The organism is Flavobacterium ajazii (assembly GCF_010614725.1).
Lineage (GTDB): Bacteria > Bacteroidota > Bacteroidia > Flavobacteriales > Flavobacteriaceae > Flavobacterium > Flavobacterium ajazii.
Window position 1 is genome coordinate 80,266 of record NZ_JAAEHL010000004.1, and the last position, 15,212, is coordinate 95,477.

The window sequence follows — 15,212 nt, forward strand, 5'->3', positions numbered from 1 at the left end:
ATTAAGTAAATTACAGTTACATAAATATACGTAATTAATGAAACCAATTTTACAATTATATCGTGGTTATGCAAATGAACAAGAGTTAATTGTAATGGGCCATGTTTTAAAAAGAGAACACAATTACGATTTTGAGAAAAAGAAATTAAAAAATGCTACTTCAACTCTCAAATTATTTAGGATAAAAACCATTAAAAATTTTGATGTTTATCTTCACTACAACAATGAAATAATTCATACCAAAACACTTGATGATGGTTATTTCAATTTCTGTATTCCGCTGGAAAAAGAGACTCATTTTGGCTGGATGCCGTATGAGGTAAGTTTAAAGTATAAAAATGAAACTATTCGCTGCGAAGGCAGTTTTATCAGGCCTCATAAAGGAAAACTCGGTATCATATCGGATATTGATGATACTTTTTTAATTTCCCACACGAATAACGTCTTTCGAAAAATTTATGTTTTACTTTTTAAAAATGTTAATGATCGTAAGGTTTTTAAAGATGTTGTAGCACATTATCAGTCTTTAAGTCAGGCCGGGAGAGAAAGCCCCGAAGAAGGAAATGCTTTTTTCTATATCTCAAGCAGCGAATGGAATTTATACCGGTTTATTGCCAAGTTTACGCGAATTAACAAACTTCCAAAAGCGGTTTTTTTATTGAAAGACATCAAAAGAGGAGTCACTGATTTTTTTATGAGCGGAAGAGGAAATCACGACCATAAATTCGAAAAAATCAAACATGTTGTCGAATTTTATCCGACTTTAAAATATGTCTTAATGGGAGACGATTCACAGCACGATCCTATTTTGTATGAAAGAATCTGCAAAATATTCCCTGTTACCGTAATTGCAGTTTACATCAGACAAACCGGAAAGTCACAGAAAAAAGAAGTCAAAAAGATTTTAAAGAATTTAGAAAGTCTTGACGTTTCGGTTTGTTATTTTAAAGAAAGTAGTAAAGCGATTGAACATTCAAGATCTATTGGGATAATAAAGTAGTTCAGGTTTCAGGTTTTCACACGTAACTTGAAACCCTGAAACCTGAACTAAAAAACTATGAGTTAAAATTATCAATTTCTTCCTGAACAACTTCCCAGTCAATTAACAATTGATCCAGATCTGCTTTCTTTTTATTGTAAGCAGTAAAAAAAGATGCGTCTTCGATGTGTTTATCATAATTGGTTTCCAACATTTTATCATCATGCTGAATTTGTTTTTCTAACTGCTGAATCTGACTTTCGATTTTACTTAATCTGTTTTGAAGCGCTTTTGTTTTCTTTTGATCTTCATAAGATACTTTGCTAACTTCTTTCTCTTTTGGAGCTGCAGCTTTTACAACATCTTTTTTCTCGACTTCGCGCATATTTTCAAGATTGCGTTGTTCTAAGAAGAAGTTGATATCTCCTAAATATTCTTTAATTTTTTGATCTTTAAATTCATAAACGATATTCGACATTCCCTGAAGAAAATCCCTGTCGTGAGAAACTAACAATAAAGTTCCTCCGAATTTTTGAAGCGCTGCTTTTAATACGTTTTTAGATTTAATATCCAGATGGTTAGTCGGCTCATCCATCAGCAACACATTTATTGGCTGCAATAACAATTTACAAAGCGCCAAACGGTTACGCTCACCTCCGGAAAGTACTTTTACTTTTTTCTCTACATCATCTCCGCGAAATAAAAACGAACCCAACATATCACGCACTTTCATACGGTTGGTATCTGTTGCAGCATCTTCCATGGTTTGAAGCAAGGTAATCTCACCATCAAGATATTCTGCCTGATTCTGAGCAAAATATCCTAATTGCACATTGTGTCCCAATTTGATATTTCCCTGATATTCAAATTCATTTACAAGCGCTTTGATGAAAGTCGATTTTCCTTGTCCGTTTTGACCAACGAAAGCAATTTTACTTCCTCTTTCAACCAATAAACTAATATCCTTAAGAATCGTTTTATCTCCGTAAGCTTTCGTTACATGTTCAGCCTCAATAACTACTTTTCCCGGTTCTTTTGAAACTGGAAACGAGATATTCATTACTGAATTATCATCTTCATCAACTTCGATTCTTTCTACTTTATCTAATTTTTTAATCAGCGATTGAGCCATCGAAGCTTTTGAAGCCTTGGCACGGAATTTCTCGATTAATTTTTCAGTTTCCTCAATCTTCTTCTGCTGATTTTTTTGAGTCGCTAATTGCTTCTCACGAATTTCATGACGCAATTCTAAATATTGAGAATAAGGTTTGTTGAAATCGTATGCTTTTCCTAACGAAATTTCGATTGTTCTATTCGTTACATTATCCAGGAACATTTTATCGTGCGATACTATCACGACAACTCCCGGATAACTGCGAAGGAAGTTTTCTAACCAGATAATACTTTCAATATCTAAATGGTTCGTTGGCTCATCCAGAAGCAATACATCATTAGACTGCAATAAAAGTTTTGCAAGCTCAATACGCATTCGCCATCCTCCTGAAAAGGTTTCGGTTTGGTTATTGAAAACTTCTCTTTTGAAACCTAATCCTAAAAGAATTTTCTCTGTGTCTCCAACATAATTGTAACCTCCGAGAAGATCAAAACGATGTGTATAATCAGATAAATCTTCAATGATTTGTCCGTATTCTTCACTTTCATAATCAGTTCTGGTCACCAATTGATGATTGATTTCCTCCAGTTTTTTTTCTACAACTTTAATTTCAGTAAAAGCTTCGTATGCTTCTTCTAAAACAGTTCTTCCTTGTTCAAAATCGATATCCTGGCGAAGGAAGCCCATTTTGATATCTTTCTCTTGCGAGATAACTCCTGAGTCCGGTTTAAAATCCCCAGCCAGCATTTTTAGCATTGTAGATTTACCCGCCCCGTTTTTACCAACAAGACCTACGCGGTCGCCGGCACCCAAACGGAAAGTAACTTCTTCAAATAAATAGGTTCCTCCAAAAGAAACAGAAAGATTGTGTATATTAAGCATAATTTGAGTAAAAACTAAAGGCCGTAAAAAAACTTTATTTTATTAATAAAAAACAAATTGTAAATACACCTTTGGGTTTTACAATTTTGAAAGTGCAAAAGTATAACTTTTAATTGAAGTTTTATACTGAAAAACAATCGCTTTACAATATTCTAAAACCAGAAACGGATTGAAAATTCAATGTGATTTTCAATCCGTTTCCGGTTTATTTAGATTTTAAAAATCTTTTTTAATTAAGCTTCTTCTCCTTTAGGCTCTGGCATTAAAATAGAAGCTATAACTGAAATCACAAGAACACCTCCAATTACCAATAATGAATAAATAGATTCGATATGATAGAATGGAGAAATAATCATTTTTATTCCGATAAACGACAAGATAATTGCCAAACCGTATTGTAATTTACTAAACAAGTGAATAAAGTTATCTAACAAGAAGAACAATGCTCTAAGTCCTAAAATTGCAAAAATGTTAGAAGTATAAAGAATAAACGGATCATTTGAAATTGCAAAAATCGCAGGAATAGAATCTACTGCAAACAATAAATCTGTAAACTCAATTACAGCTACTACTACTAAAAGCGGTGTTGCTAATTTTTTTCCGTTTTCGATTGTAAAAAATTTATCTCCATCGTATTTATCGCTAACATTAAAAAACTTTCTGATTAATCTTGCACCTCTTGTGTTATTGTAATCTTCATCGTCGTCGTCATCTCCAGAAGACCATGATTTAACTCCAGCGTATACTAAGAACAATCCGAAAGCGGTCATGATTAAGTTAATATCATATTTGAATCCTTCTAATCCTGCTAGGCCTAAAAGTTTGTTTAAATAAGTAAGTTCGATTAAGAATGCGCCTGAGAATATAAAAATTGCACGTAAAACCAACGCTCCTATAATACCCCAGAATAAAACTTTGTGCTTGTTTTCGTTTTGTACATCAAAAAACTTAAAAACTAATATAAAGACAAACAGATTGTCTACAGAAAGTGCTTTTTCGATCCAGTATGCAGACTGAAATTCATAGAATTTTGCTGCTCCCGCAAAGTGATATACCAAACCACTAAAAATCATGGCTAAACTGATCCATACTAATGACCATGTTATCGCTTCTTTATTTGTTACTACGTGACTTTTTTTATTGAAAATTCCTAAATCCAGCAAGAGCATAATAAGTACTGCAACTGCAAAAACGATAACTAGACCGGGATGTTCCGAAAAAATTGGGTGTTGATTCATTTTAGATATTAATTAAGTTAAATTTTAAAATTATGTATTAGCCATTGTTACCATTATTACTCTTCCTCCTTCTTCATTAGAAAGGAGTATTTTTTTTCCGTGTGTAAGCTCCACCATGGTACCTATTGGAATTTCCGTGTTCTCTGTTAAATCTTTGAGCGATGTCAGTTTTTGATTGACTAACACCCACTTACCATTAAAAAATGTAAAATAGCCAACCGGAACTTTGTGTTGTGGTGCTAACTTTTCATTTCTGACAATATTACGATTAACATGCCATTGAAACAAATATTGATCATTATAAACCATCAATCTATGATTCTCGGGCTTCCAGGTCGTTTCCTGAAACTGATAATACAGATCCAAAATCGGAAGTGTACCCTGATGTGCAGTACCACAAAAAGGACATTTCGGTGTATTGGTATTATCAAAAACATACCATTTTTGCTCGCATGTAGGATTATGGCATTTCTGCATTAAGTCAGTTGTTTTAAGCAATGCAATTTCCCATTCTTCTGCATTTGGCCGCTGCATCGGACTGTGTAACCCGTCTACAAAAACTTTATCAAAGAGTGTTTTCAAATAAGGACCTGTAATGGTATAAGGCAATTTTGTAATGTCTGCCCAAGGCAAATCCCATTTAGAAACCTGATTAATTTTTGGTCTGTTTGTATCATCTGTTGGATGCTCAATGAACATAGCTTTTTCACCCATTGATAACAAATCGTCTTTTTCCGTATCCAAATCATGGACTTTTCCTCCTTTTAGAGGATGTCTGTGCAATAAAAACATATAAATCAAAACCGGAAGCGCATGCAAATCGGTAAGTCTGTTTGGCAATTTTCGATTCGGATCATTTTTATCTAAATGTTTACTCGAAAGTACTTCAGGAGCAATAAACTCGGCTGTACCAATTACTTCAGCCGGAAACAATCCAGGCACAACTAATCCGTCCAAATCGATCATACAAGCTGATCTTTCTATTGGATCGATCAAAACATTATTGTATGATAAATCAGAATGAGCCAATCCCATGGCATGCATTTTTTTTACACCCCTGGAAAGATTTACACAAACCTGAAAATAACTCAGCCAATCTCCCAGTTCTGAAGTTGCAACGCGTAATGGGAAATGCGGATTTCTGAATTTTGGTCCTGCAAACCACTTTCCGTTTTTTTCTTTTCCCTGAATTAAATCGCTAGTCTGATATCCCTTTCTAAAAAAGAATTTTGGCTTATAAACAGGAACAATAATTCCAGTTAAACCATTATACTCTATAACATCCGTTGGCCATCTGAAAACTTCATTTAAATAATAATCTCCAGCTTCTCCATTCTGGATTTGAGAATAGTATTTATTCGTTATTTTTTGAAGTCTTTCCTTCTGATTAAAATCTAATTTTTCTCTAAAAATAGCGACAACATATTTACGGTCAGGGCTGAAATAGACATCTTTTACACCACCTCGCATTGGTTCTCCGTTATCAACAAATTGATAGGTTTTTGCCGGGTCGTTTATTGATTTTACTGTAACTGTACTCATTTTTAGTAAATTATAGCAAGTGTTCTGTCATCATGGTTTCCCGGACTCCAAAAATCCATCCAGGTCGAAAGCTGTGCTGCAATATCTGCATTTTCATTTTCAAAATCAACTTTAGATCCATCTTCATTATTTCCTTTTAAATCAGACAAAAACTCATTCCACCTTTCTATTTTTTCCAGATTAGCTTCGACAACAAATTTAGGATCGTAAATTCCGTCTGTCATCAGCATTAAATAAGAGAAATCGTTTACCAATTTAAACCCAAAACGCGAAGAAAGTTTATCACTTTGAAAAATTTCTGGCATGGTAATAAAACGTGTTCCGCCACCAAATTCGCTAACATCTATAACATTCATTAGCGTAATTTCGGTTAAATCTTTATTTAGCAAACCAATCGGACAATCGCCAACTCCAAAAGTTAGAATGGCATATCCAAAATCATATTTTTTAACTAAAGCAAAAATTAAAGTCGCATGAAATTTTTTCAGTTCTTCATTATTCTCAGTTGCAAATTCTTCAATCTTCTGATTTACAAAATGAGCTGCTTTTAACAGAGTATTGTAAACAAAATATGATATTTTTTTGGATGAATCCGAATCTGTTTTTTTGTAATGACTGAATAAAATCTCATCAAACTCTTTTAAATTTTCTTTGTCAAGATTCTCTTCGAAGTATTCAATTAATGTATCACAGGCTAATTGAGAGCCTTTTCTTGACAAAGAAGATGAACCTGCACCATCTGAAACAGCCAAAACACTCCAGCCATTTGAACTGAAATTTCTAAATGCAAAATCGTCTTCTCTAAAAGAACCAACATTGGCATGACTTCTTCCTCTTTTAGACGCAACAACAATTTTTTTATCTAAAAATGAACCTGCAGCTGCTGCATTATCTTCTTTACTGAAAGGAGCATTTTTATCACTTTCAATATTTTTCCATAGTGATTTTGGATCCGGATTTATGATTACTGCAAATACTTTTTCATTTAAAGGCGTTTCTTCAGCTTCGCCATCAATTTTAAAAAGCATTTTAATTTTTAAATCACCGCTTATTTTTGGGTTTCCTGAAAGCAATTCTTTTTCGCGATCAAATGAAAGTCCGGTTTCTTCTAAATTTTGAATTTCGTACGAAATAATATCATCCCAACCTAACTGAATAAAATCAATTTTTGCTTCGTATGTTTTATTCACGGTACCGTTTGGCAGAAAAACAGATTGATTCGTAATATCATCAATTCGATTTATTAAGTTCCAATTTCGCATCATCATCTGCTGTTTTTCTTTAATTATTTTTACTGCTGTAATATTGATTTCATCGCTAATAAAATCTTCAAAAAGCGATTGTTTGCTTCTTGGAATATCGATTTTATTTTGGAATAAAAAAGACTGAAGATATCTTTTGATCTCTTCCATACGTATTATCCTTGTGTTCTGTTTACATCAAAACCGCCTTCACCATAACCGTAAGAACCTTGATTATTACACCATGGACATGTACTTATGTCTTCATCCCCTATGCAATGTATTTTTTGGCAGACACATACTGCAAAAGCAATCTGATTGCCGCAACAAGGACAAGTAGGTCCCCCAATCAATTCCTCAGTATTCACTTTAGTATTAAAATTTGTATTATCAGCCAATTCAAAATAAGTATTATCAACCTGATAAGCACCAACCAATTTGTAATTTTTAGACGATAATTCAATACCTGCATAAATCGATTCTGCAATCGTTTTACGGTATTTCATCAAATAAGGTCTTTTTGTGTTTTGACATTTACCGTTTAAAACCACATAATTATCATCAACATATTGTTTGATTGGAACCTCTTTAGTCAAATCTATTTTTGAAAGCGTTTCACCGTCTAATTTTGCCAATTCAAAACCTGTAGAATTATTTTCGACACTAATGCTGCTGGTTTTAATAGAATCGGTTACCCATTTAAAAAACTCTTTGTACGACTGTACATTTGTATTTTTAAAGTGCAGTACATTTTCTGTCAGCTCGCCTAATAATTTTGTATCTGTTTCGTTTCCAAAAGAAATTGCAATTAAATTGGCAGTTCGTTGCCAGTTTTGTTTCCATTCATTAATTGCTGCATGACTGTCATCAGTAGGAACTCCATCGGTAAACAAGAAAACTATTGGTTTCCAGTCTCCTTTTACTTCGTAAGTCGTTTTAACAATATTGCTTCTTAATTCATGCATTAAATGACCTAAACCTTTACTGAGAGATGTACCGCTTCCAATTGGAAATTTAGGCGGATAGAAACTCACTATTTCCTGTAAAGGCACTAATGTTTTCGGCTGTCCTGCAAATACAATTATAGAAACATAAACGGTTTCTAAAGCATGAGGATCTGTCTTTAATGCCTGAATAATAGTCGCCAAACCTTCTTCAACTTGCTGGATTGGTTCGCCAACCATTGATTCAGAAATATCAATTAAAAAATATATTGGTAATCTTCTCATTTTAAAGGAATTTAGTAACATTAGAAAAATAACTAAAAGTACAATCCGCGTCATATATACAGATAAACCAACTCCAGTCGAAAAAGGTTTTTATCATTGGCTTCAAAAAATTAAATATAGACGAAAAAATACTATTGAAAAAAATCAAAAATGGTTTTTTACTGTGGGTTTAACTTGTCTTTGTATGGTAATAATTTTGGACCCAAAAACAGACCTGGAATATTCATGAATATTTTGATAAAAACCATTTAAAAAATAGCTAATAATTCTTGCGCAATATTTTTAAACACTTCTTTTTCTGAAGTATTTCTGGTATCATAACCGTAAACAGAAATGCTATTATTAGCATCCATATAATTCACAGAAAAAGTTGTTCCAAAACATTTATTAGCATCTCTGAAAGGTATAGCATGAGTTACTTTTATATAAATACAATTTTTTCGGGTGATAACTTCGTCTATTACAAAATGACTATTTGGAAAATAGTTTCTTAAGGCTTGATGTACTTTTTCTGCTGAATAACGATCTACTTTTATTGACGATTGATAACATACTATCAAATTATCAATATTCATAACTTGCAATTTTTCGTCATCGCTTAGAACAATAGAATCTACACCATCTTGAGATTCATAATAAGCTTCCCCTGCATATGTCGCAACTTTAATTAGTCCTTTTGAAAATGTAAATAGCATATCAAGCATTTTAAATTAAATCACAACAGTTATTTCACTCGGTGGAGGCGGCAAAGTTACGCTTTCACCAGTTCCCTGGCTTTTATTTCCTTGTTCGATCGTTTCAGAAACCCATTTAAAAAATTGTTTTAAAGTCGAACTATCGGCAGAATCTAAATGAACAACATTATCGGTAAGTTCTTTCAAAATACTATCGTTTGCCATATGGCCAGCTGCGCAGCCAACAACGGCACCAAAGTCCAAAGCTTTAACTTCCTGTATTTTTTCTCTGTAGAATTGAATATCCGAAGGTTTTCCATCTGTAAAAACAAAAAGCAGTGGTTTCCAATCGCCTTTCTGAGTGGCAGATCCTCTGATAACTTCTGCTTTTACTTTCTGAATTACATAATCTAATCCTGCACCAGTATTGGTTGGACCACTCTGCGGACAGGTTATTTCAGGAAGCTGAAAATGAACCAGTTCTGTTAACGGCACAATTTCTTTTACTTCTCTGTCATAAGTTATAATACTAATCCAAAGAGAATCTAACGCCTGAGCATCTGAACGAAGCGTATTAATCATACCGCTTAAAGCATTATTCAAAGCCTGAATGGGTTCTCCATACATAGAACCTGAAGTATCCAGCAAAAAATATACGGGTAGTCTTCTCATATTAATTTTAAAAACTAGTAAAACAATGAATTCCTAAACTATTAATTAAGCGAAAAAACTCCGCCTTCTCTAAATTTAAACCACAATATTCAATTCAGATGGTGGCGGAGGTAATTCTTTAAAGTTTGTAAGTTCTTTTCCTGAATCTTCAATTCTCGTTGAAGTTACACCAATTGAAGCTGTTACCCATTGAAAAAACTTACCAATACTTGAACTGTCTGTATTCTCCAGACTTACAACTGTATCTGTAATTTGTTTTAAAACATTGGTATCTGCCCCTGCTCCTGCTGCACAAGCAACAGTAAAAGCAGTTTTTACTTTTTTGAACTCTGCAAGACCAATCTCCCAATTATCTGTCGGAATTCCGTCGGTCATAATAAAAACTAATGGTTTCCAATCACCTTTTTGTTCAGTTGTTGTTTTTGCAACTTCTGTTTCTATTTTCTGAGCAGTCAATTTTAAAGCATCTCCCAAAGCGGTTACTCCAGTTGCTTTTAAATCTACCATTTGAAAAGAAGCCAAATCGGTTAAAGGTATAATTTGCTGTGCTATACTATCAAAAGTAATCACACTTAAAAAAGCAGTTTCAATTGCCTGCGGATTCTGGCGCAGTGAACTGATCATCATCTGAACGCCATTTTTAACAGCTTCGATAGGTTCTCCAGTCATTGAACCAGATGTATCTAAAAGTAAATATACAGGCAGTCTTCTCATAAGGCAATTATTTATACAGGAATATTATAAGTTGGAGTTTCAGCAGCTCTATTTCCTTCGTTAGAGCTTTCAATTCCGTCAATATTGTAAGTACTTGTATTAGCTTCCGGATCGTGTTGTCCTAAATGATTCATTACTTCAAAAGTCAAATCTTTACCTCCACAAATGTGATGGTATAGTGACCCAATAGTATAAATTGGTCCCCAGGGAAATCCCCACCACCCAATGAAAAAGTTTAATAAAACATACCCGTAAGAATATTTAAAAGTGTTTTCATCTGGCCTAATAAAATAAATATCTGAACTTCTTTTTAGAGTCATTAATACAAAAGAAATTGTATAAGGAAAAATAACAAATTTTCCACCCTGCCCAACTATGTCTCTTATCTGAGAAACTTTTAGTCCTTCTATATTTTTAATTTGCATTACAGATAAGACTTAACGATTTTGTGAATAGTCTGTCCTAAGAAAGTATCATCTGTAGGGTCACCAATTGCGCTGAATTTCCATTCACCATTACGTTTATATAATTTACCCATAATAATCGAACGTTTGTTTACATACTGCGCTTCAGCAGAAACATTATAAGATGCAAATTCTGAAGCTACTCTTGTTGGAGTTCCTTCATACATTCTGATTTTTGCATACGGAATTTGAGAAAAGTCTTCTTTTCCTGCATTATTTAAAAAGAAAAATATCTGACTTACTTTAGCATCAACTTTAGAAAGGTCTACGGTAATAATTTCATTATCCAAACCATCATCACCGCCTGTATCTCCGGCAAGATCATCACCGGTATGCCTTAGAGCTCCGTCAACACTCACTAATTTACCTTTTGGCAAACCAAACTGCTGCAATACTTCTACTCTGTACAATGGCGAATACAAATGATCACAAAGTTTGTTTTGGTCATCAATAAGTACACAGCTTAAATCTAAGTCTACTTCTGTTACATTTTTTGATAATCCTAAAAATCCTTTTGTTTCAATTGCCCCCCAGTTTACTCCGACGCAAAAATTTGTTAATGTTTCACCGCTTGATTTTCGCAAATCAATTTTTTGTCCTTTGGTTAAGTTAATTGCCATGCTTTTAAATTGGTTTTAAATTAGTTATATTTATTCAAATAATCCTGTAAGCCACCTTTCATTCCTATGCCAACTGCTTCAAATTTCCACTCGTTGTTTCTTTTATAAATTCTTCCAAATTCTACTGCAGTTTCAATAGAAAAATCTTCATCAAGTTCATATTTAACCAATTCAGTTTTTGACTCATCCAGAATTCTGATAAATGAATTTCTAATCTGTCCAAAATTCTGTCTTTTTGTATCTGCCTGATGAATCGTTACCACAAAAGAAATTTCTTGTACATCCGGGGAGATTACAGATAAATCAATCTGGATTTTTTCGTCATCTCCATCGCCATCGCCGGTTAAATTATCTCCTGCGTGAATTACTGCTCCATCAGGTGATTTTAAATTATTGTAATAAACAAAATGGTTGTCATTTGGAATTTTTCCGTTTGCACCAACTAAAAATACTGAAGCATCCACATCAAAACTTGATCCTGTGTTGCTTGAATTACTATCCCATCCAAGTCCTACAGTAAATTTAGGAGCATCGATACTCTGTCTTTGTCCTTTTTCTAAGTTAATTGCCATTATATTTTTTTAATTAATATTAATATTCAACATTGTTTTTAAAATATTTGTCTGCTCATCAACATTCTGCAATTCATCCAGAAAATCTACTGATGAAATTTTTTCATGATATTCTTTTAATACGTCCAGAACACTTTCAGGCAGTGTCGTTTTTATTGTACTAAGTTCTTTTTTTAATTCGGCATTTTTGTTTTTTAATCCTTTTACAATTGCCTCTTTAGATGAATCATTTTTTGAAAGGTCAACTCCTTTAACAGCCTCTTCATTTAAGAAATAAAACGATTTTTCATTAGCAACAAAAACAAATTTATCATTAGAATCCCTAAACTCGTAAATCTCTATTATTTCATTATTGCAGACCAAACCACAGGAAAACTTTATCTTGAAATTTAGAATATTTAACCGTCCTAAAAGTTTTCGCTCAAATCTTGCCTGTTCGTTTTGGTAAACACTTTTGTTAAACTGAGACAACTTTTCATACTGGTCTATTGTTATCTCTCTGTAATATTCAGACTGAACTCTTTGAGAAAAAGTTATTAAATCGTTCCAGTTAAAGAAAACTTCTTTTTTATCTGTAGCGAAGATATGATAGAGTTCTTCTATTTTTCCTGACATATTCTGCGCATGCAGCTGCATTTGTTTGGCAAATTTTGTTTCGCCAATTTCCAGCTTTAATTTTGTCAAAATATCTTCATTAATATAAATCTCATCTGAAATTAAAACATATTGCTGTTCTTTGGACTTTTTCAGTTTTTGAAATAAATCAATAAGACTATTAGTATATTGAATATGGAAAAGTTCCAGTTTATTAATATCTAATATTCTATTATTTTCAAAAAGTTTATGAATGATTTTTGTTCTTACCAAAACTCCAAAAAGATCCTTGTGATTAAAGAAATTGGCCAGCAATTCTAAAATCACAAGTTTTCTGTTGCTCTCTTTTATTATTTCGAGATATCTCTCCTCTTCCTCCTGCATTTATCTACTTTCAAACATTCAAATTTTATTAATCTAGCTCACAACGCCTTTTTTCAATTCCTGCTCAAGACTTTGTAAACCAGCATCAAGCTGTCTTCTGGTTTCTGTACCCTGATCGTGTATTTGTTTTACTTCTGTCAGAGTATCGATCAGAGATTTTGTTGTCATTTTAAGTGTTTCAAGAGAAACGATTGTGTTTTCGTTTTCTTTTGCCACTTCAATACTGTTTTGTTTCAGCATTTCAGCATTTTTCTGCAAAATAGTATTTGTGGTTTCTGATACTCTTCTTTGTACTTCGATATTTTGCTTTTGTCTTTGCAAAGCAACCGCCAGTGTCAATTGATTTTTCCAAACTGGCATTGTTGTGGTCAGGATTGACTGGGCTTTTTCTGCAATAGAAGTATTATTGTTCTGAACTACTCTAATCTGAGCCAGAGATTGTAACATGATAAAACGAACAATTTTCATATCGGCAAGACGCTTATCTAAACGATTGATAAAAGTTCTTTTATCAGAAATCTGATAGTCCTGATATTGTGCACTATTTCCTTCCATTACAGCAAGCTCTTCATTTAATTCCTTAAATCGAATCTGCCCTGCAATAATGTGTTTTTCCATTTCCTTGATAAGATTCACATTCCCGTCAAACATAGTCTGAAGCGCACTGTTATCTTTCACAGAATTAATCATTCCGGCTTTTACTTTATTACTGATTTTTTCAATATTTACAGTAATTCTGTCATATTCCTGGAATAATTTTTTAACATCTGTAATTAACTTATTCAGTAAAGGAATTTTAGAGATAAATCTTTTGAACGGTCCCTGGTCTAACTGATCAACATCGACATAATTTAATTCTGTCAATAAATCATTAATCAAAGTTCCTACCTCGCCTGAGTTGTAAGTTCTAACATTTGTTAAGAAAGTATCACTCTGTTTGGCAATAGAGTTTTGAATTTCGGCACCATAATTCAGAATTGAATTGGCATCATTCTCATTTAACTGATTTGAAATGGATTTGTAATTATTTACATCAGCTTCTGTAATTGAAGCTAAATTAACATTTCCATCCTTATCAATCAAAGCATTATTCTCCTGAGTAACTAATTGATTTTCCATGACTTTTATAAATAATTCTGTTGAATTGTAACAATTGTCTGTTCTAATTTTTTATCATTTGTCGGTACACCTACTGCATTAAATTTCCATTCGTCGTTTCTTTTATAAAAAACTCCCAAAACCATAGAAACATTCCCTGCAAAAGAAGCATCATTTGCAACATCATAACGAGCAAACTCCTGACTAACTCTTGTTGGAGTCCCTTCATATATTCTGATAGATGCAAAAGGAATATCTTTAAAATCCTGGCCTCTGAAACTATTTATAAAAAATGCAACATAATTTGCAGAAGGTGTTAACTGAGAAAAATCTAAAGTAATAACTTCATTATCTAATCCGTCATCGCCATTTAAATCTCCAGTCAAATCGTCACCACTATGTTTAATAGCACGATCATTCGAAATTAATTTTCTAAAGTTTACCGAATCGATGTGGTTCTTTTTGTCATCATAAACAGCACAGCTGCCGTCTAAATCTACAGCCTCTTTTTTTGTTCCAAAAAAACCTTTTTTTTCAATTGCTCCCCAGTTTACTCCCACACAAACGTTTACCAGTTTTGAACCGTTACTTTTTTCAAGATTAATACGTTGTCCTTTTTCTAAATTAATTGCCATATCTTAGTTATATTTATTTAAATAATCCTCTAATCCGCCTTTCATTCCAACTCCTACTGCTTCAAATTTCCACTGCCCATCTTTATTGTAAATTCTTCCGAATTCAACAGCTGTCTCTATTGAAAAATCTTCTTCTAATTCATATTTAACCATTTCTGTATTATTAGAATCATCTACAATACGAATGAATGAATTACGTACCTGTCCAAAATTTTGTCTTCTGCTTTCAGCATCATGAATTGTAACAACTACACAAATTTCTTTTACAGCACCGTTAATTTTAGCCAAATCGATTTTTATTTGTTCATCATCTCCATCTCCGTCTCCAGTTAAGTTGTCTCCTGTATGAATGACAGAATCATCAGGTGCTTTCAAATTATTATAAAAAATGAAATGAGAATCAGATAATATTTTTCCATTAGTTCCCAAAATAAAAACTGAAGCATCAAGATCAAAACTCGAACCTGTACTGCTGCTGTTGGTATCCCATCCTAAACCAATAGTAAATTTTGGGGCATTAATATTTTCTCTTTGCCCTTTCTGCAAATTAATAGCCATAA

General features: G+C 33.0%; 16 protein-coding genes. 1 reads left to right on the forward strand and 15 read right to left on the reverse strand.

The window, feature by feature from the left end; translation table 11 throughout:
• Window positions 1–37: 37 nt before the first annotated feature.
• Window positions 38–1,000, forward strand: coding sequence for an App1 family protein (locus GWR14_RS08225; protein ID WP_163408555.1), 963 nt, complete (start codon window positions 38–40; stop codon window positions 998–1,000).
• Window positions 1,001–1,055: 55 nt separating this feature from the next.
• On the opposite strand, the gene GWR14_RS08230 is transcribed toward GWR14_RS08225, so the two are convergent.
• From GWR14_RS08230 to GWR14_RS08300, 15 genes are all read right to left on the reverse strand, one after another.
• The gene (locus tag GWR14_RS08230; protein ID WP_163408556.1) at window positions 1,056–2,975 is read right to left on the reverse strand and encodes an ABC-F family ATP-binding cassette domain-containing protein; all 1,920 of its coding nucleotides are present in this window, start codon (window positions 2,973–2,975) and stop codon (window positions 1,056–1,058) included.
• Window positions 2,976–3,208: 233 nt separating this feature from the next.
• Window positions 3,209–4,213 carry a TerC/Alx family metal homeostasis membrane protein gene (locus GWR14_RS08235; RefSeq protein WP_163408557.1) on the reverse strand — a complete coding sequence of 335 codons (1,005 nt, stop codon included), beginning with the start codon at window positions 4,211–4,213 and terminating at the stop codon, window positions 3,209–3,211.
• A 30-nt stretch (window positions 4,214–4,243) separates the two neighbouring features.
• Window positions 4,244–5,755 carry a helix-hairpin-helix domain-containing protein gene (locus GWR14_RS08240; protein WP_163408558.1) on the reverse strand — a complete coding sequence of 504 codons (1,512 nt, stop codon included), beginning with the start codon at window positions 5,753–5,755 and terminating at the stop codon, window positions 4,244–4,246.
• Window positions 5,756–5,757: 2 nt separating this feature from the next.
• Entirely contained in the window at window positions 5,758–7,167 is a 1,410-nt protein-coding gene (locus tag GWR14_RS08245) for a PP2C family serine/threonine-protein phosphatase (RefSeq protein ID WP_163408559.1), read from the reverse strand.
• A 5-nt stretch (window positions 7,168–7,172) separates the two neighbouring features.
• Window positions 7,173–8,225 (reverse strand): TerY-C metal binding domain-containing protein, encoded by a 1,053-nt coding sequence (locus GWR14_RS08250; protein WP_163408560.1) that lies wholly within the window; start codon window positions 8,223–8,225, stop codon window positions 7,173–7,175.
• A 248-nt stretch (window positions 8,226–8,473) separates the two neighbouring features.
• Complete coding sequence (locus GWR14_RS08255; RefSeq protein WP_163408561.1) at window positions 8,474–8,929, reverse strand: hypothetical protein; 456 nt, start codon at window positions 8,927–8,929, stop codon at window positions 8,474–8,476.
• Window positions 8,930–8,935: 6 nt separating this feature from the next.
• Complete coding sequence (locus GWR14_RS08260; protein ID WP_163408562.1) at window positions 8,936–9,571, reverse strand: vWA domain-containing protein; 636 nt, start codon at window positions 9,569–9,571, stop codon at window positions 8,936–8,938.
• Between the two features lie 75 nt (window positions 9,572–9,646).
• Window positions 9,647–10,285 (reverse strand): vWA domain-containing protein, encoded by a 639-nt coding sequence (locus GWR14_RS08265; RefSeq protein WP_163408563.1) that lies wholly within the window; start codon window positions 10,283–10,285, stop codon window positions 9,647–9,649.
• Between the two features lie 11 nt (window positions 10,286–10,296).
• Complete coding sequence (locus tag GWR14_RS08270; RefSeq protein WP_163408564.1) at window positions 10,297–10,710, reverse strand: hypothetical protein; 414 nt, start codon at window positions 10,708–10,710, stop codon at window positions 10,297–10,299.
• Window positions 10,710–11,369, reverse strand: coding sequence for a TerD family protein (locus tag GWR14_RS08275; RefSeq protein ID WP_163408565.1), 660 nt, complete (start codon window positions 11,367–11,369; stop codon window positions 10,710–10,712). The genes GWR14_RS08270 and GWR14_RS08275 overlap by 1 nt, the downstream gene beginning before the upstream one ends.
• 20 nt (window positions 11,370–11,389) lie before the next feature.
• On the reverse strand, window positions 11,390–11,941 hold the full coding sequence (locus tag GWR14_RS08280) for a TerD family protein (RefSeq protein WP_163408566.1): 552 nt from the start codon (window positions 11,939–11,941) through the stop codon (window positions 11,390–11,392).
• A 9-nt stretch (window positions 11,942–11,950) separates the two neighbouring features.
• Complete coding sequence (locus GWR14_RS08285; RefSeq protein ID WP_163408567.1) at window positions 11,951–12,919, reverse strand: hypothetical protein; 969 nt, start codon at window positions 12,917–12,919, stop codon at window positions 11,951–11,953.
• Between the two features lie 33 nt (window positions 12,920–12,952).
• The gene (locus tag GWR14_RS08290) at window positions 12,953–14,038 is read right to left on the reverse strand and encodes a toxic anion resistance protein (protein ID WP_163408568.1); all 1,086 of its coding nucleotides are present in this window, start codon (window positions 14,036–14,038) and stop codon (window positions 12,953–12,955) included.
• 5 nt (window positions 14,039–14,043) lie between these two features.
• Window positions 14,044–14,652, reverse strand: a complete 609-nt coding sequence (locus GWR14_RS08295; RefSeq protein WP_163408569.1) for a TerD family protein — start codon at window positions 14,650–14,652, stop codon at window positions 14,044–14,046.
• A 3-nt stretch (window positions 14,653–14,655) separates the two neighbouring features.
• Complete coding sequence (locus GWR14_RS08300; protein ID WP_163408570.1) at window positions 14,656–15,210, reverse strand: TerD family protein; 555 nt, start codon at window positions 15,208–15,210, stop codon at window positions 14,656–14,658.
• Window positions 15,211–15,212 lie beyond the last annotated feature (2 nt).

Bases quoted from the DNA above. Each gene is read 5' to 3' on its own strand.
- GWR14_RS08225 (WP_163408555.1), top strand. From the start codon at position 38: ATGAAACCAATTTTACAATTATATCGTGGTTATGCAAATGAACAAGAG.
- GWR14_RS08230 (WP_163408556.1), bottom strand. From the start codon at position 2,975: ATGCTTAATATACACAATCTTTCTGTTTCTTTTGGAGGAACCTATTTA.
- GWR14_RS08235 (WP_163408557.1), bottom strand. From the start codon at position 4,213: ATGAATCAACACCCAATTTTTTCGGAACATCCCGGTCTAGTTATCGTT.
- GWR14_RS08240 (WP_163408558.1), bottom strand. From the start codon at position 5,755: ATGAGTACAGTTACAGTAAAATCAATAAACGACCCGGCAAAAACCTAT.
- GWR14_RS08245 (WP_163408559.1), bottom strand. From the start codon at position 7,167: ATGGAAGAGATCAAAAGATATCTTCAGTCTTTTTTATTCCAAAATAAA.
- GWR14_RS08250 (WP_163408560.1), bottom strand. From the start codon at position 8,225: ATGAGAAGATTACCAATATATTTTTTAATTGATATTTCTGAATCAATG.
- GWR14_RS08255 (WP_163408561.1), bottom strand. From the start codon at position 8,929: ATGCTTGATATGCTATTTACATTTTCAAAAGGACTAATTAAAGTTGCG.
- GWR14_RS08260 (WP_163408562.1), bottom strand. From the start codon at position 9,571: ATGAGAAGACTACCCGTATATTTTTTGCTGGATACTTCAGGTTCTATG.
- GWR14_RS08265 (WP_163408563.1), bottom strand. From the start codon at position 10,285: ATGAGAAGACTGCCTGTATATTTACTTTTAGATACATCTGGTTCAATG.
- GWR14_RS08270 (WP_163408564.1), bottom strand. From the start codon at position 10,710: ATGCAAATTAAAAATATAGAAGGACTAAAAGTTTCTCAGATAAGAGAC.
- GWR14_RS08275 (WP_163408565.1), bottom strand. From the start codon at position 11,369: ATGGCAATTAACTTAACCAAAGGACAAAAAATTGATTTGCGAAAATCA.
- GWR14_RS08280 (WP_163408566.1), bottom strand. From the start codon at position 11,941: ATGGCAATTAACTTAGAAAAAGGACAAAGACAGAGTATCGATGCTCCT.
- GWR14_RS08285 (WP_163408567.1), bottom strand. From the start codon at position 12,919: ATGCAGGAGGAAGAGGAGAGATATCTCGAAATAATAAAAGAGAGCAAC.
- GWR14_RS08290 (WP_163408568.1), bottom strand. From the start codon at position 14,038: ATGGAAAATCAATTAGTTACTCAGGAGAATAATGCTTTGATTGATAAG.
- GWR14_RS08295 (WP_163408569.1), bottom strand. From the start codon at position 14,652: ATGGCAATTAATTTAGAAAAAGGACAACGTATTAATCTTGAAAAAAGT.
- GWR14_RS08300 (WP_163408570.1), bottom strand. From the start codon at position 15,210: ATGGCTATTAATTTGCAGAAAGGGCAAAGAGAAAATATTAATGCCCCA.